Below are 19,121 nucleotides of genomic sequence, written 5' to 3'. Positions count from 1 at the left end.
CTATTGAGGTTAAATTTCCCTATGTACCAGGTTGTTGCATCTGATTTAGATGGCACGCTGCTTTCCCCCGATCACACCTTATCGCCTTATGCGAAAGAAACCCTGAAGCTCCTGACTGCCCATGGCGTGAACTTCGTGTTTGCCACCGGTCGCCACCACGTGGACGTGGGGCAGATCCGCGATAACCTGGACATCAAAGCCTACATGATCACCTCCAACGGTGCGCGCGTACACGACACCGATGGCAACCTGATTTTCACGCATAACCTTGACCGGGATATCGCCACCGATCTGTTCGGCGTGGTGCACAATAACCCGGACATCGTGACCAACGTGTATCGCGATGATGAGTGGTTTATGAACCGCCATCGCCCGGACGAAATGCGTTTCTTCAAAGAGGCGGTATTCAACTACACCCTGTATGAACCAGGTCTGCTGGAGCCGGAAGGGATCAGCAAGGTGTTCTTCACCTGTGAAAGCCACGAAGAGTTACTGCCGCTGGAGCAGGCGATCAACGCCCGCTGGGGTGACCGTGTTAACGTTAGCTTCTCTACGCTGACCTGCCTGGAAGTGATGGCCGGTGGCGTGTCGAAAGGTCATGCGCTTGAAGCGGTGGCACAACGTATGGGCTTTGAACTGAAAGACTGCATCGCCTTCGGCGACGGCATGAACGACGCGGAAATGCTCTCGATGGCGGGCAAAGGTTGCATCATGGAGAATGCGCACCAGCGTCTGAAGGATCTGCATCCGGAACTGGAAGTGATCGGCTCTAATGCCGACAACGCCGTGCCGAAATATCTGCGCAAGCTGTTCCTTGAATAATCTTCACTTGGTTATTTATTGCTCAGTTGTCAACTAAAGAGTTCGCTACAATGCCTGTCCTTCTTTCAGAGAGACAAGCATTGTGGCGCTACTCATTATCACCACTATTCTGTGGGCCTTCTCCTTTAGCCTGATTGGCGAATACCTTGCGGGTTCGGTGGACAGCTACTTCTCAGTGCTGATGCGCGTGGGGCTGGCGGCACTGGTATTCCTGCCGTTTCTGCGTACGCGTGGGCAAACGCTGAAAACCATTCTGCTGTACATGCTGGTGGGGGCAATGCAGCTCGGCATCATGTATTTGTTCAGCTTCCGCGCTTACGTGTACCTGTCGGTATCCGAATTTTTGCTGTTTACCGTGCTCACACCGCTCTATATCACGCTGATTTACGATCTGCTGAGTAAGCGTCGTCTGCGTTGGGGCTATGCGCTGAGCGCGCTGCTGGCGGTTGTCGGTGCGGCGATCATTCGCTACGACAAAGTGAGCGACCACTTCTGGACCGGTCTGATGTTTGTGCAGTTGGCCAACATCAGCTTCGCCATTGGCATGGTGGGCTACAAACGCCTGATGGAAACCCGCCCGATGCCGCAGCATAACGCCTTTGCCTGGTTCTATATGGGGGCGGCTATTGTTGCCGTGGCGGCGTGGTTTATGCTCGGCAACCCGCAAAAACTGCCGACCACTTCAGTGCAGTGGGGCATTCTGGTCTGGCTGGGCGTGGTGGCGTCCGGGCTGGGATACTTCATGTGGAACTACGGCGCTACACAGGTAGACGCCGGTACGCTGGGGATCATGAACAACGTGCATGTGCCTGCGGGTCTGCTGGTTAACCTGGCTATCTGGCAGGAGCAACCGCACTGGCCGAGCTTTATTATTGGGGGAACGGTGATCCTGGCTTCGTTGTGGGTACATCGCCGTTGGGTCGCTCCGCGCTCCGCACAAACGGAAGATGGTCGCACGCGTGGTTCCGCGCTGAGCGAATAAACGCTTCTGTAATTGGTTGACGCTGCTCGCCATCGCGCACGGCAGCGTACAGCCGGCTCCACAGTCCTTCACCCAGGGTTTTGGTCACCACCAGGCCCTGGCGTTCAAAACTCTCCACCACCCAGTGCGGCAGTGCCGCGATGCCCATTCTGGCGGCAACCATCTGAATTAACAGCAAGGTGTTATCCACGCTTTTCAGCTGTGGGCTGATGCCTGCCGGTTGCAGGAAGTGACGCCAGATATCCAGGCGACTGCGTTGTACCGGGTAAATCAGCAGCGTTTCCGTGGCCAGATCTTCCGGCGTGACGCGCGTTTTAGCGGCCAGTGGATGATCCGGTGCCAGCACCAGGCGCACTTCATAATCAAACATTGGCGAGTAGTGCAGTCCGCTGCGCGGCAGGATGTCCGAAGTCATGACCAGATCCAGCTCGCCCTGCTGGAGCGAGGGCTGTGGGTCAAACGTCACACCGGATTTAAAGTCCATCTCCACCTGCGGCCACTTCTGGCGGAAGTTCTCAAGCGCGGGGGTCAGCCACTGAATACAGCTATGACACTCAATCGCGATGCGCAATTTCGTCTGCTGCGGTTCGTTACAGGACTGCAACGCGCTGGCAATTTGCGGCAGCACCTGATTCGCCAGCTGCAGCAAAATCTCACCCTGCGGGGTAAAGCGCAGCGGCTGGCTCTTACGCACAAAAAGACGGAAGCCGAGGCGTTGTTCCAGATCGCTGAACTGGTGTGAAAGGGCGGACTGAGTCTGGTGCAGCGTGGCCGCAGCCGCTGCGAGAGAACCGCAGTTCCGCAACGCTTGTAGCGTTTTCAGGTGTTTTATCTCGATCATGAAAGTCCTTCACTTCGGCATGAACATTTTGCGCTTGAGGAATATACAGTAACTGCCAATTATGGATGTGTAAACATCTGGACGGCTAAAATCCTTCGTCTTTTAAATTTATGGTGCGTTGGCTGCGTTTACTCACCCCGGTCACTTACTCCTGTAAGCTCCCGGGGATGAGCAAACTTGCCGCCTTCCCTAAATTCAAAATCCAAAGGATTTACAATTAATTAGAGGAAGAAAACATGACAATCCGCAATCACACACTCGGTTTCCCTCGCGTTGGTTTGCGTCGCGAACTGAAAAAAGCGCAAGAAAGTTACTGGGCAGGTAACTCCACCCGTGAAGAGCTGCTGGCCGTGGGCCGTGAACTGCGCGCCCGTCACTGGGATCAGCAAAAGCAAGCGGGCATTGACCTGCTGCCGGTGGGCGATTTCGCCTGGTACGACCATGTTCTGACTACCAGCCTGCTGCTTGGCAACGTGCCGGCTCGTCATCAGAACAACGATGGATCGGTCGATCTCGACACCCTGTTCCGTATCGGCCGTGGCCGTGCGCCAGGCGGTGAGCCAGCGGCAGCAGCGGAAATGACCAAGTGGTTTAACACCAACTATCACTACATGGTGCCGGAATTTGTCAAAGGCCAGCAGTTCAAACTGACCTGGACACAGCTGCTGGATGAAGTGGATGAAGCGCTGGCGCTGGGTCACAAGGTGAAGCCAGTGCTGCTTGGCCCGGTAACCTATCTGTGGCTGGGTAAAGTGAAGGGCGAACAGTTTGACCGTCTGAGCCTGCTGAACGATATCCTGCCGGTCTACCAGCAGGTGCTGGCGGAGCTGGCAAAACGCGGTATCGAGTGGGTGCAAATCGACGAACCTGCGCTGGTACTGGAGCTGCCGCAAGAATGGCTGAACGCCTTCAAACCCGCGTATAACGCGCTCACCGGCCAGGTGAAGTTGCTGCTGACCACCTATTTTGAAGGTGTCACTCCTAACCTCAATACCATCACCGCGCTGCCGGTACAGGGCCTGCATGTTGACCTGGTCCACGGGAAAGATGATGTAGCGGAGCTGCACAAACGCCTGCCTGCTGACTGGCTGCTCTCGGCGGGCCTGGTGAATGGCCGTAACGTCTGGCGTGCCGATTTGACGGAAAAATATGCCCGGATTAACGCGATTGCGGGTAAACGTGATCTGTGGGTGGCCTCTTCCTGTTCACTGCTGCACAGCCCAATCGACCTGAGTGTTGAAACGCGTCTGGATGCTGAAGTGAAGAGCTGGTTTGCGTTCGCCCTGCAAAAATGTGAAGAGCTGGCGCTACTGCGTGATGCCCTGAACAGCGGTGACACGGCCGCCATTGCCGAATGGAGCGCACCGATTCAGGCGCGTCGCCACTCGACTCGCGTGCATAACGCGGCAGTGGAAAAACGTCTGGCGGCCATCACCGCTCAGGACAGCCAGCGCCAGAGCGCCTATGAAGTACGCGCCGAAGCCCAGCGTGCTCGTTTTAACCTGCCAGCCTGGCCGACAACCACCATCGGTTCATTCCCGCAGACCACTGAAATCCGCGGCCTGCGTCTGGATTTCAAAAAGGGCAACCTGGATGCGAACAACTATCGCACCGGCATCGCCGGGCACATCAAGCAGGCGATTGTGGAGCAAGAGCGCTTAGGTCTGGACGTGCTGGTACATGGTGAAGCCGAGCGCAACGACATGGTGGAATACTTTGGCGAGCACCTGGACGGTTTCGTCTTTACCCAGAACGGCTGGGTGCAGAGCTACGGCTCCCGCTGCGTGAAACCACCGGTGGTGATCGGCGATGTCAGCCGCCCGGAAGCGATCACCGTTGAGTGGGCGAAGTACGCCCAGTCCCTGACCGACAAACCTGTCAAAGGCATGTTGACCGGCCCGGTGACGATCCTCTGCTGGTCTTTCCCGCGCGAAGACGTGACCCGTGAAACTATCGCGAAGCAGATTGCGCTGGCACTGCGTGATGAAGTAGCGGACCTGGAAGCGGCAGGCATCGGCATTATCCAGATTGACGAGCCGGCTCTGCGTGAAGGTTTACCACTACGTCGCAGCGACTGGGATGCTTATCTGGCGTGGGGCGTAGAGGCGTTTCGCATTAACGCCGCCGTCGCAAAGGACGACACTCAGATCCACACACACATGTGTTACTGCGAATTTAACGACATCATGGATTCCATCGCCGCACTGGACGCCGATGTGATCACCATTGAGACGTCACGTTCAGACATGGAGCTGCTGGAGTCCTTCGAAGAGTTCGAATACCCGAACGAAATCGGACCGGGCGTATACGACATTCACTCCCCGAACGTACCGAGCGTGGAATGGATTGAGGCGCTGTTGCAGAAAGCGGCGCAGCGTATCCCGGCAGAGCGTCTGTGGGTAAACCCGGACTGCGGCCTCAAAACCCGCGGCTGGCCAGAAACTCGCGCCGCGCTGGCGAATATGGTGAAGGCGGCGCAGAATCTGCGTCAGGGTTAACTCCGGCGCACGATTGCCGGGCGGCTACGCCACCCCATCCATCAACCGGCTAATATGAATGCTTAACCATGTCAGCTCATCTTTCGGTAAGGTGAGCTGATATTTATCCTGCACATAGTCGCGGATCACCCACGCCACGGTCATTGCATCCGGGCGATGGCGCATCAGCTCCTGATAAAAATCCTCGGTTTCGCTCAGCGCAATCTTCCCCGCCAGAACCCGCTCTGCAAAGTAACGCAGATGAGTAATAAAGCGCATATAGTTCACCGACTGCGTATCAATGGCCTTGCCAAGTTTATAGCGCACAATTTCGGCGATGCGGTTCACCAGCTCAACCTGCTGGTGGGCGCTGTTGTCGTCATCCTGACTGCTGGCGTTGATCAGGTGAAAGGCGATATTCACCGCTTCGTCTTCCGGTAACTTAACGTCAAACTTATCGTTCACCTGCGCACGTGCCAGCAACCCCACGCCGTACTCCTGCGGGTAGTAGCGCTTCACTTCCCAACTGAGCTTATTGTGGATGAGTTGCCCGCTGCGGCTGCGCTCCACGGCAAAGTGCAGATGTTCTGCGAGCGTAAAGAGCAGCACCGAATTGAGCCTGTCCCCGCACTGGCTGCGTGCCAGGGTAAGAATGTCGTGGCTGATATCAAAGAACGCCGCAGGAATGGTGTCCGTCAACGATAAAAAATGGCGGGATTTGAGGTCGCTCAGCGGCAGGAAAACTTTCTCTACCTGCGCGAGATCGATGTTGGTGCCGGGTTTTGCGCCAAAGCCGATCCCTTTGCCGAACAGGATCATCTCCCGCTGGTCGTTGTCGACCAGCAGCATACTGTTATTAAGCGATTTTTTTATCGTTATCACGGTTATTCCTGCGGCCGGGTCGGTTAGCTCATGTCAGCGCCATTGCTGGCAATCACTTTTTTGTACCACCAGAAAGAGTCTTTCTTCAGGCGCTTTAACGTGCCGTTGCCTTCATCGTCCTGGTCAACATAGATAAAGCCGTAGCGCTTGGACATCTGTGACGTACCTGCGCTGATAATGTCGATGCATCCCCAGGTGGTGAATCCCATCACATCCACCCCTTCATTAATAGCTGCCAACGTTTGCTCGAAGTGGGCACGGAAATAGTCGATACGGTAGCTGTCGTGGATCTCGCCGTTTTCGACCACATCTTTCGCACCAAGGCCGTTCTCCACGATAAACAGCGGCTTCTGGTAACGGTCGTATAGCTCAAGCAGGGAGATCTTCAGCCCGACCGGGTCAATCTGCCAGCCCCATTCAGAGGCCGGCAGATACGGGTTTTTCACCCCGAGAACCGTGTTACCCGGGATGCGCTCGACGTCCGGCTGCGTTGATTCGGTCATCGACATGTAGTAGCTAAAGGAGACGAAATCGACGGTATGATCCTTCAGAATACGCTGATCGTCAGCCTGCATCTCTATCTGAATGTCCCGGCTCGCCAGATCGCGGAGGATCAGTGGCGGGTATTCGCCAAACACCTGAACATCCGCATAGAAGTAGTTCTCGAGATTTTTCTTCAGCGTGGCTTCCACATCTTCCGGGCGGCAGCTGTGCGGGTAGGTGGTGAGTTTGGTGAGCATACACCCGACCTGGCTGCCCGGGATTTTGGCGTGGCAGTCGCGCGTCACCAGCGCAGAGGCAACAAACTGGTGATGTAGCCCCTGGTAGATATCCTGTTTCGCTTTGCCCGGCAGACTTTTCTCTTCGCGGATACCTGCCGTGGTAAACGGGTGGCGATGGATACTGTCTATCTCATTAAACGTCAGCCAGTAGCGCACCAGGTCTTTGTAGCGGTCGAAACAGACATTACTGAAACGCACGAAGGCATCCACCACATTGCGGTGTACCCAGCCGTTGTATTTTTCGCTCAGCGCCAGCGGCATTTCGTAGTGGGAGAGGGTCACCAGCGGCTCAATGTTATGGCGGCGAAGCTCGCGGAACATCTCCTCGTAAAATTGCAGACCTGCCTCGTTTGGCGCAGCATCTTCGCCAGTCGGGAAAATACGCGACCAGGCAATTGACACGCGCAGCACGGTGTAGCCCATCTCGGCAAACAGCGCGATGTCGTCCTTATAGTGGTGATAGAAATCAATGCCGCGGCGTTTCGGGTACAGCGCGTCATTCTTACCTTCGAACGCGTCGCGGATGTTTTCATCGGTCAGGGCCATATGGCCGCTGTAATCCTTCACGGACAGATTAGGCTTCCAGGTGATGGCATCAGCCACAGACGGCCCTTTACCGTCCACATTCCATGCTCCTTCGGCCTGATTTGCGGCAATCGCGCCGCCCCATAAAAAACCTTGCGGAAACGGGAGGGATTTCTCCATTACACGGACTCCTTAAGCGTCATGATGATATGAGGATTTGGATTCTTATCGTCGGTATTACCTGGTGTCAGCGAAAAGCGTTCGCCGTTAGTGACTACCATCATCACCACCGGATCGAGCCCGGCGGCGGTAATGGTGTCCAGTGAGAATTCAATCAGCGTGTCGTCGCGCTTTACGTGCTGGCCTTCGGCCACTTTTGCTGAGAAGCCCTCGCCTTGCAGCCTGATAGTGTCGATCCCGATATGGAATATCAGCTCGACACCGGCATCGGTGAGCAGGCTTAGCGCATGACCACTTTCAAATACATTCACCACAGTGCCGTCTGCCGGGGCGCGCAATACGCCCTGAGAAGGCACAATCGCTATCCCGTCACCCATGATTTTGCGTGAGAAAACATCGTCATTAACGTTCTCCAGCGGGATGATTTGCCCTTCTACCGGGCGAGTGAACGTCAGGGTATCGGTTTTTTCCGCCACCTTGTCGCGCCAGAGCAGTAATGCGCTGATAAATGCCACGGCAAACGACAGTCCCGCGCCGGCAAAGGCCCAGACGATGTTCATCGCATTATCTGGCGAGACAAACATCGAGATGCTGGCAAGGCCGGGGCCCACCAGCGCGAAAGCCTGAATACCCATCCAGCCAATAAACGCACCGCCCACCACGCCACCGAGGATCACGCTGTAGAGCGCTTTTTTATTCAGCAGTGTCACGCCATACAGCGCCGGTTCAGTAATGCCGAACAGCGCGGAGATCCCGGCTGAGAACGCGGTGGACTTCAGCGCTTTATCTTTGCTTTTGAGTGCAATCGCCAGGCACGCGCCGGATTCGGCAATGTTGTGCGCCAGCGATGCAGGCAGGTAGAGCATCTCACGCCCGAACTGACTCATAGAGGCAACGGAGTACGGCAGCATCGGCTTGTGCATCCCGGCGGCGACCATAAAGGGCAGGGCGGCGGCAAGCAGCCCGGTTGCCACAAAGCCCAGTTTTCCGTACAGCCACAAAATGATCGTTGCCAGCCCGGCACCCAGCTCATAACCCAGTGGCCCCAGGATCAGCAGGGTGACAGGAACGGTGGCCAGCAGAGAAAGCATCGGCGCGAGGAAAATGCGCAGCGCGCCGGGTGAGTAACGGTTAAACAGCTTTTCGGTCTGGGCGTAAAAAAGCACGCACAGGATGGCCGGAAACACCTGTGAGGCATACGCCACGTTGCGCAGGTCAAACGACATAAATGCCGTTCCTTCGGCAAGCTGTTTGGTCATGGCAGGCAACACCATGACCGACACGGCGGACACCGCAACCAGCACGTTCACTTTGAGCTTCATGGCGGTGGTGATCGCTACCAGAATCGGCAGGAAATAGAGCGGCGCAGAACCGATGTTATCCAGAACCTTGTAGGTTGAACTGTCGCGGCTCAGCCAGCCCATCACATCCAGCAACAGCAGCAGGGATTTCAGTACCCCACCGCCAGCAATCGCCGGTACCAGCGGCTGGAAAACGCTAATGACAAAATCGACAATCTGCGCCCCGCGATTGACCCTGGCAGGTGTGTGCTGCCCACCGGCCTGTGGCGAACCCACCAGAGAACGCACCGCGTCAAACACCTGGACCACCTCGTGACCGATGATCACCTGGCATTGCACATTGACGCGAACACCCAGCACACCGTCGATGTTTGTCAGCGCCGTTTCGTTGACCTTGCTGTTGTCATACAGGCTCAACCGCAAGCGGGTGGAGCAATGTTCGATATGTTCGATATTCTCAGCACCGCCAACCCGGGCGATGATGTCCAGCGCAGTTTGCAAGTGGTTCATGTTCTGGCCCCTGTCTCCAGAGCAAAAAAAAGACCTGAAGCCCCTCTCCACTCGAAAGAGGAGAGGGGCTTCAGGTCTTGCCTACGGCTCGTAGTTACACGCCTGTGCTTTGTATATCGGCCAGATTGTGCTTAAAAGTCAAACAACACCGGCGCTTCATGCACCAATTTGTGAGCCGCTTAACTCTTTTTAGCGCCGTATTGCCGGAACCAGGCCAGCATTCGTTGCCAGCCATCTTTGGCGGATTCTTCGTGATAGCTCGGCCGATAATCCGCGTTAAAGGCATGTCCTGCATCGGGATAAACCACGATTTCCGCCTTCGCATTTGCCGCCCGCAGCGCGTGGCGCATGGTTTCTACGGTATCGAGCGGGATACCGGTATCCTGGCCGCCGTACAAACCCAGCACCGGGGCGTTAAGATCCACGGCGATATCCAGAGGCTGCTTAGGTGAGTTCAGCGTTTTTTCGCCGACCAGCTTGCCGTACCACGCCACGGCAGCCTTGAGCTGCGGATTATGCGCGGCGTACAGCCAGCTGATGCGACCGCCCCAGCAGAAACCGGTCACCATCAACCGATGCGGGTCGCCGCCGTTACGTGCCGCCCAGCTGGCGACATGGTCCAGGTCCGCCAGCACTTGTGCATCAGGGACTTTGCTGACCAGATTAGTGAACAGCGTCGGGATATCGCTGTAGTCATTCGGATCGCCCTGGCGGAAATAGAGCTCTGGCGCGATGGCCAGATAACCTTCCAGCGCCAGTCGACGGCATACATCGCGAATATGCTCATGTACGCCGAAAATTTCTTGTATCACAATCACAACCGGCAGAGCGCCATCGGCCGATTTCGGGCGCGCATGGTAAGCCGGCATGTTATCCCCCTGTGAGGGAATGGATGTCTCTCCTGCACTAATGGCTTCTTCTGGCGTGGTGACGATGGTTGAAGCATGAGGGGCAGCAGCAGGTGCAAAACCGGTTTTTTCAGTCATGGCATTCTCCGTACCAATGTTGAGTTAGCGCAAAGGTAAATATAGTCACAAGGTTAACAACCCACAGTGCCTTAAACGGTCTATCTTTTGTGCAACACACCACGGTATAACATTGTTAATGTGATGTTGATCACTTATTTATGGAAATTAACTGCAATCATTTTCATTCATGGTGAGGTTCGTCACGAAATTACGCACGCTGCTTCTGTAAAGTACCGTTTTACTTCTTCTGACAAACCGACCCACAGAGGAGTCACCTATGTCTAAGTCTGATGTTTTTCATCTCGGCCTCACTAAAAACGATTTACAAGGGGCTACGCTCGCTATCGTCCCTGGCGATCCAGAGCGTGTGGAAAAGATCGCCGCGCTGATGGATAAGCCGGTTAAGCTGGCATCCCATCGTGAATTCACCACCTGGCGCGCAGAGCTGGATGGTAAAGCGGTGATCGTGTGTTCAACCGGTATCGGTGGCCCGTCTACTTCTATTGCCGTTGAAGAGCTGGCGCAGCTGGGTATCCGTACTTTCCTGCGTATCGGCACCACCGGCGCCATTCAGCCGCATATCAATGTGGGTGACGTGCTGGTCACGACCGCGTCTGTGCGTCTGGACGGTGCAAGCCTGCACTTTGCGCCAATGGAATTCCCGGCAGTGGCGGATTTCGAATGCACCACTGCGCTGGTTGAAGCCGCGAAATCTGTGGGCGCAACAACACACATCGGCGTTACCGCCTCTTCCGATACCTTCTACCCGGGCCAGGAGCGTTACGACACCTTCTCTGGTCGCGTAGTGAGCCGCTTCAAAGGCTCCATGGAAGAGTGGCAGTCTATGGGTGTGATGAACTACGAAATGGAATCTGCAACGCTGCTGACCATGTGCGCAAGCCAGGGTCTGCGTGCCGGTATGGTGGCGGGTGTTATCGTTAACCGTACTCAGCAGGAGATCCCGAACGCCGAAACCATGAAGCAGACCGAAAGCCATGCGGTGAAGATTGTGGTTGAAGCGGCTCGCCGCCTGATCTAGTCCTCTCTTCTTCGATAAAAGGCCGACTCGTTCGGCCTTTTCTTTTTTGCGTAGCGCCTCGCAGGAAAACCCTTTCAAACTGGACGTTTATACAGCACAATTCTATTTTGTGCGGGTAAAACGTTGATGCAGGGGGCATTGTGGATATCTCAATCCTGATTTATGCGGTGATTGCGCTGGTGGGCGTGGGAATAGGCTGGCTTATCTCCAGCTATCAGCACGCGCAGCATAAGGCCGACCAGCTGGCAGAACGCGAAGAGATGGTTGCTGAGCTCAGTGCCGCGAAACAACAGCTTACCCAGAGCGGACACTGGCGCGACGAGTGTGAGCTACTCAATAACGAACTGCGCAACCTGCGTGATATCAACACCTCGCTGGAGGCCGATCTCCGCGAAGTGACCACCCGTCTTGAATCGACCCAACTCCATGCGGAAGACAAAATCCGCCAGATGATCAACAGCGAGCAGCGCCTCAGCGAACAGTTTGAGAACCTCGCCAACCGAATTTTTGAGCACAGCAACCGCCGCGTTGACGAACAAAACCGACAGAGCCTGAACAGCCTGCTGACGCCGCTGCGCGAACAGCTGGACGGTTTTCGTCGCCAGGTGCAGGACAGCTTTGGCCAGGAGGCGCGCGAACGTCACACCCTGGCGCATGAAATTCGTAATCTCCAGCAGCTGAACGCGCAGATGGCGCAAGAGGCGGTTAACCTGACGCGCGCGCTTAAAGGCGACAACAAAGCGCAGGGCAACTGGGGTGAAGTGGTACTGACCCGCGTGCTGGAGGCCTCTGGCCTGCGCGAAGGGTACGAGTATGAAACCCAGGTCAGCATCGAAAACGATGCCCGCTCGCGGATGCAGCCTGATGTCATTGTGCGCCTGCCGCAGGGTAAAGACGTCGTTATCGACGCCAAAATGACGCTGGTGGCGTACGAACGCTACTTCAATGCTGAGGACGATTACATCCGCGAGTCTGCATTACAAGAGCATATCGCCTCTGTCCGTAACCACATTCGTCTGCTGGGCCGCAAAGACTATCAACAGCTACCGGGTTTACGCTCACTGGATTACGTGCTGATGTTTATTCCGGTTGAGCCCGCATTTCTGCTGGCGCTCGACAGACAGCCCGAACTGATAACCGAAGCACTGAAAAATAACATTATGCTGGTGAGCCCCACGACGCTGCTGGTGGCGCTCCGGACGATTGCAAACCTCTGGCGTTACGAGCACCAAAGCCGTAATGCACAGCAGATTGCCGATCGCGCCAGCAAGCTGTACGACAAAATGCGCCTGTTTGTGGACGATATGTCCTCCGTTGGGCAAAGCCTCGACCGCGCGCAGGATAACTACCGCCAGGCGATGAAAAAGCTCTCTTCCGGGCGCGGCAACCTGCTGGCGCAAGCAGAGGCGTTCCGTAGCCTGGGAGTCGAGGTTAAACGCGAGATTAATCCTGAAATGGTTGAACAGGCGACCGCTCAGGATGAGGAATACCGCCTGCGGGAAGAGGCAGGTGAGCAAAATACAGACAGCGAAGACAACGATTTAGCCGCGGATTTATCACCTTCTGAACCGCCGAATCGTTTCTTTCACGGTGGTTGAACCGTAGGGCAAACGCGCCCAATCTGTTACACTTCACGGACATTTGACTGATAAGCAGGCTCTGAGATGGTTGACGATTCACAAGACACGACGCACTTTGGCTTTCAGACTGTTGCTAAAGCGCAGAAGGCTGACATGGTGGCCCACGTATTTCATTCCGTGGCGGCGAAGTACGATGTGATGAATGACTTGATGTCATTCGGCATTCATCGCTTGTGGAAGCGCTTCACCATTGACTGTAGCGGTGTGCGTCGTGGGCAAACGGTGCTCGATTTGGCGGGCGGTACAGGCGATCTGACGGCGAAGTTTTCACGTCTGGTTGGCGAAACCGGTCGCGTGGTGCTGGCTGATATTAACGACTCCATGCTGAAAATGGGACGTGAGAAGCTGCGTAACATCGGCGTTGTGGGTAACGTTGAGTATGTACAGGCAAACGCCGAAGCGCTGCCGTTCCCGGACAACACCTTTGACTGCATCACCATCTCGTTTGGCCTGCGTAACGTCACCGATAAAGACAAAGCGCTGCGTTCCATGTACCGCGTGCTGAAGCCGGGTGGACGCCTGCTGGTGCTCGAATTCTCCAAACCGATTATCGAGCCGCTGAGCAAAGCTTACGATGCCTATTCGTTCCACGTGCTGCCGCGCATTGGTGAGCTGGTGGCAAACGATGCGGAAAGCTATCGCTATCTGGCGGAATCTATCCGTATGCACCCGGATCAGGACACCTTAAAAGCGATGATGCAGGATGCTGCATTTGAAAACGTTGAGTACTTCAACATGACGGCGGGTGTCGTCGCGCTGCATCGCGGTTACAAGTTCTGAGTGGAGGTATCCCGTGCCTTTTAAACCCTTAGTCACCGCAGGCATCGAGAATGCACTGAATGCCTTTCTGTACCGTGCTCCGGCGCTAAAAAATGCGCGTCAGCGGCTCAACGGAAAGGTGTTGCGCATTGTTTTAAAAGAGTTCTCTGCGCCGCTGGTGCTGGTGTTCAGCGAGCGCCAGCTTGATGTCCTGGGTGAGTGGGAAGGTGAGGCCGACTGCTCGGTCATCACGCACATGAGCGTGTTGCCAAAACTGCGCGACCGCCAGCAGCTGACTGCGCTTATCCGTAGCGGCGAGCTGGAAGTCGAAGGCGACATTCAGGTCGTGCAGAACTTCGTTGCGTTAAGCGATCTTGCCGAGTTCGACCCGGCAGAGCTGCTTGCACCTTATATTGGCGACATCGCCGCCGAAGGGATCAGCAAAGTCATTCACGGTGGCTCGGCATTTTTGCGTAAAACCGTTCAGCGCCAGCAGCGCTACGCGGCAGAAGTGTTGACCGAAGAGTGGCGCATGGCTCCGGGGCCGCTTGAAGTGGCATGGTTTGCGGAAGAAACTGCTGCTGTCGAACGTGCGGTTGACGCGCTAACCAAACGGCTGGAAAAACTGGAGGGCAAATGACGCCTGGTGAAATTCGGCGCCTCTATTTTATCGTCCACACCTTTTTGAGTTACGGGCTCGACGAGCTTATCCCCAAAATGCGTATCACTCTGCCGCTTCGAATCTGGCGGCGGATGTTGTTCTGGATGCCAAATCGCCATAAGGATCAGCCGCTGGGTGAACGCCTGCGTCTGGCATTGCAGGAACTTGGTCCGGTATGGATCAAGTTTGGGCAGATGCTCTCTACCCGCCGGGATCTCTTCCCGCCAACCATCGCCGACCAGCTGGCTTTATTGCAGGATCGCGTCGCGCCTTTTGACGGTGCGCGGGCAAAGCAGCAAATCGAAGAAGCGATGGGAAATATTCCCGTCGAAACCTGGTTTGACGATTTTGAAATCCAGCCGCTGGCATCGGCCTCGATTGCTCAGGTGCATACGGCGCGCCTGAAAGAGAACGGCAAAGAGATCGTTATTAAGGTGATCCGCCCGGATATCCTGCCAGTTATCAAGGCGGACATGAAGCTTATCTACCGCCTTGCTCGCTGGGTTCCGCGCCTGCTGCCGGACGGCCGACGCTTGCGTCCAATGGAAGTTGTGCGCGAGTACGAAAAAACGCTGATCGATGAGCTCAACCTGCTGCGTGAAGCGGCAAACGCCATCCAGCTGCGCCGTAACTTTGAAGACAGTCCGATGCTGTATGTTCCTGAGGTTTACTCTGACTACTGTAGCCAGAATATGCTGGTCATGGAGCGTATCTACGGTATTCCGGTATCAGACGTGGTGGCTCTCGAAAACCAGGGAACCAACATGAAGCTGCTGGCCGAACGCGGTGTGCAGGTGTTCTTCACCCAGGTGTTTCGCGACAGCTTCTTCCATGCGGATATGCACCCGGGCAATATTTTCGTCAGCTATGAGCATCCGGAAAACCCGAAATACATCGGAATCGACTGCGGCATTGTGGGCTCGCTGAACAAAGAAGATAAGCGCTACCTCGCGGAAAACTTTATCGCATTCTTCAACCGCGACTACCGTAAGGTTGCCGAGCTGCACGTGGATTCTGGCTGGGTTCCGCCGGATACTAACGTTGAAGAGTTCGAATTCGCTATCCGTACCGTGTGTGAGCCGATTTTCGAAAAACCGCTGGCAGAAATCTCATTCGGTCATGTTTTGCTGAACCTGTTTAACACCGCGCGCCGCTTTAATATGGAAGTTCAGCCGCAGTTAGTTTTACTTCAGAAAACATTACTTTACGTTGAGGGCGTAGGCCGCCAGCTCTATCCTCAGTTAGACTTGTGGAAAACAGCGAAACCTTTCCTCGAATCCTGGATTAAGGATCAGGTCGGCATTCCGGCACTGGTGCGTGCTTTCAAAGAGAAAGCCCCGTTCTGGATTGAAAAAATGCCGGAATTACCTGAACTGGTTTACGACAGTTTGCGTCAGAGCAAGAACCTTCAGCACAGCATGGATAAAATCGCCCGCGAGCTTCAGTCCAATCGCGTTCGTCAGGGACAGTCCCGTTATCTCTTTGGGATTGGTGCGACACTTCTGCTGAGCGGTACTCTGCTGCTGATCAATCGCCCGGACTGGCAGATGATGCCTGCCTGGCTGATGGCCGGCGGTGTGGTTGTCTGGTTTGCGGGCTGGAGAAAAACGCGCTGAATTTGCGTCGCTATCGCCGGGTCGCATACGTATAATGCGACCTGATTAATTAATCATCTATCACTGAGGAACATGTATGGGTGGTATCAGTATCTGGCAATTGTTGATCATTGCCGTCATCGTCGTGCTGCTGTTTGGCACCAAAAAGCTCGGTTCCATCGGTTCCGACCTCGGCGCGTCCATCAAAGGCTTCAAGAAAGCGATGAGTGATGATGAAAATAAGCAGGAAAAATCCAGCCAGGACGCTGATTTTACTGCTAAATCCATTGCCGACAAGCAAGATGAAGCCAAAAAGGAAGACGCTAAACGCCACGATAAAGAGCAGGTGTAATTCGTGTTCGACATTGGTTTTGGTGAACTGCTGCTGGTCTTTGTGATTGGCCTGATTGTGCTGGGCCCGCAGCGTTTACCCGTTGCGGTAAAAACCGTTGCGGGTTGGGTGCGTGCGCTTCGATCGCTGGCCACCACGGTACAGAACGAACTGGCGCAGGAGCTTAAGCTGCAGGAGTTTCAGGACAGCCTGAAAAAGGTTGAGAAGGCGAGCATGGATAACCTGACGCCAGAGCTCAAGGCCTCGATGGATGAACTGCGCGAAGCCGCAGAATCCATGAAACGCTCTTACAGCGTCAACGATCCTGAAAAAGCGAGCGATGAAGCAAATACCATCCATAACCCGGTGGTAAAAGAGAGCGAAGCGCAGCGAGAGGGCGTGACCCCTGCCAGCGCAGAGCATCAGGCCGCAGCACCTGAACAGACGCCGCAGGAATCCGAAGTGAAAAAACAAGTGCAGCCGGAAGAGCCCGTTGTTAACGCTGTGGCGACCGAAGCTAAAGCCGCTGCGTCTGTTTCCGAATCATCCCCCTCGTCGAGTGATAAAGCGTAAACATGGCAGTAGATGATACTCAACCGCTTATTGCGCACCTTATTGAGCTGCGCAAGCGCCTGCTGAACTGCATTATTGCGGTTTGCATCATTTTCTTAGGGTTGGTCTATTTCGCCAACGATATCTACCAGGTGGTTTCTGCGCCGCTGATTAAGCAAATGCCGCTGGGTGCAACGATGATCGCAACGGACGTTGCTTCACCGTTCTTTACCCCGATCAAGCTGACCTTCTGGGTATCGCTGATTGCGTCTGCGCCAGTCATTTTGTACCAGGTCTGGGCATTTGTGGCCCCGGCGCTCTATAAGCATGAACGCAAGCTGGTGATCCCGCTGCTGGTGTCCAGCTCGATGCTGTTCTATATCGGTATGGCGTTCGCTTATTTCGTTGTCTTCCCTCTGGCCTTTGGCTTCCTGACGCATACGGCGCCGGAAGGGGTGCAGGTATCGACCGATATCGCCAGCTATCTCAGCTTTGTCATGGCGCTGTTTATGGCGTTTGGCGTGGCGTTTGAAGTCCCGGTGGCGATTGTGCTGCTGTGCTGGGTCGGCGTGACCACGCCGGAAGACCTGCGTAAGAAACGCCCATATATCCTGGTCGGGGCATTCGTGGTTGGCATGTTGCTGACGCCGCCGGATGTGTTCTCGCAAACGCTACTGGCCATACCGATGTACTGTCTGTTCGAAGTCGGTGTGTTCTTCTCGCGGTTCTACGTCGGCAAACGACGCCCGCAGGAAGGCGAAGAAGACGATGAGTCAGACAAGACCACTGAAGAATAAACCAGCCGCCCGTCAGGGCGGTTTTTACATGGGAAACCGCATGTTTGATATCGGCCTTAATCTCACCAGCTCTCAGTTTGCCAAAGATCGCGATGACGTTGTCGCACGCGCCTTCTCCGCGGGGGTGAAAGGCCTGCTGCTGACGGGAACCAGTCTGCATGAAAGCGAACAGGCGCAGCAGCTTGCCCGGCATTATCCACACTGCTGGTCAACTGCGGGCGTGCATCCACATGACAGCAGCACCTGGAATGCAGCGAGCGCCGAAACCCTTCATGCGCTGGCAAACATGCCTGAGGTGGTGGCGATTGGCGAATGCGGGCTGGATTTCAACCGCAACTTTTCCACTCCCGCTGAACAAGAGCGCGCCTTTACCGCTCAGCTTGCGCTGGCGGCCGACCTGGGGATGCCGGTGTTTATGCACTGCCGTGATGCTCACGAACGTTTTCTGGCGCTGCTCGAACCCTGGCTGGATAAGCTGCCTGGTGCGGTACTGCACTGCTTTACCGGCTCCCGACAGGAAGCGCTTGATTGCCTGAACAGGGGGTTATATCTGGGGATCACGGGCTGGGTCTGTGATGAACGGCGTGGACTGGAGCTGCGAGAGTTGTTGCCTGTTATTCCTGCCGAACGGCTGTTGGTGGAAACGGACGCGCCTTATCTTCTGCCGCGTGACCTCTCGCCAAAACCCTCTTCACGACGAAACGAACCGGCATTCCTGGGGCATATTGTGGAAAGCGTGGCGCGCTGGCGTGGTGAAGATCCACAGTGGCTGGCGGCACAAACGGATGATAACGTGCGCCGCCTGTTCGGTGTGCAGTTTTAAAGTTTGCGGAAATCGGTGTTTTTGACGCTCTGAAGCACCTGCTTGTTCAACAGATTGAGCAACAGCATGGAGCGTGCTTCGCCGTCCGGTTCAGAGAAAATGGCCTGTAACCCTTCAAATGCGCCTTCGGTGATCACCACGTCATCGCCGGTGTAAGGCGTTTCTGGATCGGTGATATCTTCAGGTTGCTGGTAGACCGAAAGCTGGTGAATGACCGTTGAAGGTACTGTTGCCGGGTGCGCGCCAAAACGCACAAAGTGGCTGACGCCGCGCGTGGCACTGATGGTGGTGGTGTGGATCACTTCCGGGTCGAACTCGACGAACAGATAGTTCGGGAACAGAGGTTCGCTGACCATCGCACGTTTTCCGCGCTGCATTTTTTCAAGCGTGATCACCGGCGTCAGGCAATGCACTGACTGACGTTCAAGATGTTCCTGCGCGCGCTGAAGTTGCCCGCGTTTGCAATACAGTAAATACCAGGCCTGCATAATCACTCTTTCCCTTAGTTCGGGGCGCAAGCATATCAAAACCCTGGCGGGATCGCTAAGTTGATTATAATGGCCGAAAGTGGAGTAAGACGCGGAAGTTCACGCTAATTTAACAAAATTACAGCATCACGCAGTCTTACGCCGTATAATGAAGCGCTTACAGAGA

General features: G+C 55.3%; 18 protein-coding genes. 12 read left to right on the top strand and 6 right to left on the bottom strand.

The features are described from left to right. Positions 1 to 21: 21 nt before the first annotated feature. Positions 22 to 822: a sugar/pyridoxal phosphate phosphatase YigL gene (yigL, locus tag N1249_RS21565; protein ID WP_259833313.1), complete on the top strand. Its 801-nt coding sequence runs from the start codon at positions 22 to 24 to the stop codon at positions 820 to 822. A gap of 82 nt (positions 823 to 904) precedes the next feature. Next, positions 905 to 1,804, top strand: a complete 900-nt coding sequence (locus tag N1249_RS21560) for a carboxylate/amino acid/amine transporter (RefSeq protein ID WP_259833312.1) — start codon at positions 905 to 907, stop codon at positions 1,802 to 1,804. Here N1249_RS21560 and metR read toward each other — a convergent pair. Next, positions 1,692 to 2,645, bottom strand: a complete 954-nt coding sequence (gene metR, locus N1249_RS21555) for an HTH-type transcriptional regulator MetR (RefSeq protein WP_259833310.1) — start codon at positions 2,643 to 2,645, stop codon at positions 1,692 to 1,694. The genes N1249_RS21560 and metR overlap by 113 nt on opposite strands. A 236-nt stretch (positions 2,646 to 2,881) precedes the next feature. Here metR and metE point away from each other — a divergent pair, with 236 nt between their 5' ends. Further along, complete coding sequence (gene metE / locus N1249_RS21550) at positions 2,882 to 5,143, top strand: 5-methyltetrahydropteroyltriglutamate--homocysteine S-methyltransferase (RefSeq protein ID WP_259833308.1); 2,262 nt, start codon at positions 2,882 to 2,884, stop codon at positions 5,141 to 5,143. Positions 5,144 to 5,167: 24 nt separating this feature from the next. On the opposite strand, the gene N1249_RS21545 is transcribed toward metE, so the two are convergent. From N1249_RS21545 to N1249_RS21530, 4 genes are all read right to left on the bottom strand, one after another. Beyond that, the gene (locus tag N1249_RS21545) at positions 5,168 to 6,004 is read right to left on the bottom strand and encodes a PRD domain-containing protein (protein ID WP_259833305.1); all 837 of its coding nucleotides are present in this window, start codon (positions 6,002 to 6,004) and stop codon (positions 5,168 to 5,170) included. Between the two features lie 23 nt (positions 6,005 to 6,027). Further along, positions 6,028 to 7,491: a glycoside hydrolase family 1 protein gene (locus N1249_RS21540; protein ID WP_259833298.1), complete on the bottom strand. Its 1,464-nt coding sequence runs from the start codon at positions 7,489 to 7,491 to the stop codon at positions 6,028 to 6,030. Next, positions 7,491 to 9,302: a beta-glucoside-specific PTS transporter subunit IIABC gene (locus tag N1249_RS21535; RefSeq protein ID WP_259833297.1), complete on the bottom strand. Its 1,812-nt coding sequence runs from the start codon at positions 9,300 to 9,302 to the stop codon at positions 7,491 to 7,493. Before N1249_RS21535 ends, N1249_RS21540 begins: the two co-directional genes overlap by 1 nt. 179 nt (positions 9,303 to 9,481) lie before the next feature. After that, entirely contained in the window at positions 9,482 to 10,288 is an 807-nt protein-coding gene (locus N1249_RS21530; protein ID WP_259833296.1) for a dienelactone hydrolase family protein, read from the bottom strand. Positions 10,289 to 10,547: 259 nt separating this feature from the next. Between N1249_RS21530 and udp the strand changes: the two genes are divergently transcribed. From udp to tatD, 9 genes are all read left to right on the top strand, one after another. Then, positions 10,548 to 11,309, top strand: a complete 762-nt coding sequence (gene udp / locus N1249_RS21525) for a uridine phosphorylase (RefSeq protein WP_014072255.1) — start codon at positions 10,548 to 10,550, stop codon at positions 11,307 to 11,309. Between the two features lie 140 nt (positions 11,310 to 11,449). Then, positions 11,450 to 12,907 (top strand): DNA recombination protein RmuC, encoded by a 1,458-nt coding sequence (gene rmuC / locus N1249_RS21520; protein ID WP_259833294.1) that lies wholly within the window; start codon positions 11,450 to 11,452, stop codon positions 12,905 to 12,907. A 66-nt stretch (positions 12,908 to 12,973) separates the two neighbouring features. Continuing rightward, positions 12,974 to 13,729, top strand: a complete 756-nt coding sequence (ubiE, locus tag N1249_RS21515; protein ID WP_217188725.1) for a bifunctional demethylmenaquinone methyltransferase/2-methoxy-6-polyprenyl-1,4-benzoquinol methylase UbiE — start codon at positions 12,974 to 12,976, stop codon at positions 13,727 to 13,729. 13 nt (positions 13,730 to 13,742) lie between these two features. Next, positions 13,743 to 14,348, top strand: coding sequence for a ubiquinone biosynthesis protein UbiJ (gene ubiJ / locus N1249_RS21510; RefSeq protein WP_259833292.1), 606 nt, complete (start codon positions 13,743 to 13,745; stop codon positions 14,346 to 14,348). Further along, on the top strand, positions 14,345 to 15,985 hold the full coding sequence (ubiB, locus tag N1249_RS21505; protein WP_259833291.1) for a ubiquinone biosynthesis regulatory protein kinase UbiB: 1,641 nt from the start codon (positions 14,345 to 14,347) through the stop codon (positions 15,983 to 15,985). The genes ubiJ and ubiB overlap by 4 nt, the downstream gene beginning before the upstream one ends. A gap of 76 nt (positions 15,986 to 16,061) precedes the next feature. Next, positions 16,062 to 16,316, top strand: a complete 255-nt coding sequence (tatA, locus tag N1249_RS21500; protein WP_014072250.1) for a Sec-independent protein translocase subunit TatA — start codon at positions 16,062 to 16,064, stop codon at positions 16,314 to 16,316. A gap of 3 nt (positions 16,317 to 16,319) precedes the next feature. Then, positions 16,320 to 16,868 (top strand): Sec-independent protein translocase protein TatB, encoded by a 549-nt coding sequence (gene tatB / locus N1249_RS21495; RefSeq protein ID WP_259833290.1) that lies wholly within the window; start codon positions 16,320 to 16,322, stop codon positions 16,866 to 16,868. Positions 16,869 to 16,870: 2 nt separating this feature from the next. Beyond that, on the top strand, positions 16,871 to 17,644 hold the full coding sequence (gene tatC, locus N1249_RS21490) for a Sec-independent protein translocase subunit TatC (RefSeq protein WP_014072248.1): 774 nt from the start codon (positions 16,871 to 16,873) through the stop codon (positions 17,642 to 17,644). Positions 17,645 to 17,684: 40 nt separating this feature from the next. Beyond that, positions 17,685 to 18,467, top strand: a complete 783-nt coding sequence (gene tatD, locus N1249_RS21485; RefSeq protein ID WP_259838241.1) for a 3'-5' ssDNA/RNA exonuclease TatD — start codon at positions 17,685 to 17,687, stop codon at positions 18,465 to 18,467. Here tatD and rfaH read toward each other — a convergent pair. Further along, on the bottom strand, positions 18,464 to 18,955 hold the full coding sequence (gene rfaH, locus N1249_RS21480; protein WP_166718577.1) for a transcription/translation regulatory transformer protein RfaH: 492 nt from the start codon (positions 18,953 to 18,955) through the stop codon (positions 18,464 to 18,466). The two genes, tatD and rfaH, sit on opposite strands and share 4 nt — an antisense overlap. Positions 18,956 to 19,121: the final 166 nt, after the last annotated feature.

The sequence above is a fragment of the Enterobacter sp. CP102 genome (genome assembly GCF_025152625.1).
In the GTDB taxonomy this organism is placed as follows: domain Bacteria; phylum Pseudomonadota; class Gammaproteobacteria; order Enterobacterales; family Enterobacteriaceae; genus Enterobacter; species Enterobacter soli.
This window is presented reverse-complemented; position numbering and strand designations above follow the sequence as displayed.

What these genes read in the sequence shown, in the direction of transcription:
- rfaH (WP_166718577.1), bottom strand. Translation starts at nt 18,955, where the DNA reads ATGCAGGCCTGGTATTTACTGTATTGCAAACGCGGGCAACTTCAGCGC.
- N1249_RS21535 (WP_259833297.1), bottom strand. Translation starts at nt 9,302, where the DNA reads ATGAACCACTTGCAAACTGCGCTGGACATCATCGCCCGGGTTGGCGGT.
- metE (WP_259833308.1), top strand. Translation starts at nt 2,882, where the DNA reads ATGACAATCCGCAATCACACACTCGGTTTCCCTCGCGTTGGTTTGCGT.
- yigL (WP_259833313.1), top strand. Translation starts at nt 22, where the DNA reads ATGTACCAGGTTGTTGCATCTGATTTAGATGGCACGCTGCTTTCCCCC.
- N1249_RS21540 (WP_259833298.1), bottom strand. Translation starts at nt 7,491, where the DNA reads ATGGAGAAATCCCTCCCGTTTCCGCAAGGTTTTTTATGGGGCGGCGCG.
- tatD (WP_259838241.1), top strand. Translation starts at nt 17,685, where the DNA reads ATGTTTGATATCGGCCTTAATCTCACCAGCTCTCAGTTTGCCAAAGAT.
- ubiE (WP_217188725.1), top strand. Translation starts at nt 12,974, where the DNA reads ATGGTTGACGATTCACAAGACACGACGCACTTTGGCTTTCAGACTGTT.
- ubiB (WP_259833291.1), top strand. Translation starts at nt 14,345, where the DNA reads ATGACGCCTGGTGAAATTCGGCGCCTCTATTTTATCGTCCACACCTTT.
- N1249_RS21530 (WP_259833296.1), bottom strand. Translation starts at nt 10,288, where the DNA reads ATGACTGAAAAAACCGGTTTTGCACCTGCTGCTGCCCCTCATGCTTCA.
- udp (WP_014072255.1), top strand. Translation starts at nt 10,548, where the DNA reads ATGTCTAAGTCTGATGTTTTTCATCTCGGCCTCACTAAAAACGATTTA.
- metR (WP_259833310.1), bottom strand. Translation starts at nt 2,645, where the DNA reads ATGATCGAGATAAAACACCTGAAAACGCTACAAGCGTTGCGGAACTGC.
- tatC (WP_014072248.1), top strand. Translation starts at nt 16,871, where the DNA reads ATGGCAGTAGATGATACTCAACCGCTTATTGCGCACCTTATTGAGCTG.
- tatA (WP_014072250.1), top strand. Translation starts at nt 16,062, where the DNA reads ATGGGTGGTATCAGTATCTGGCAATTGTTGATCATTGCCGTCATCGTC.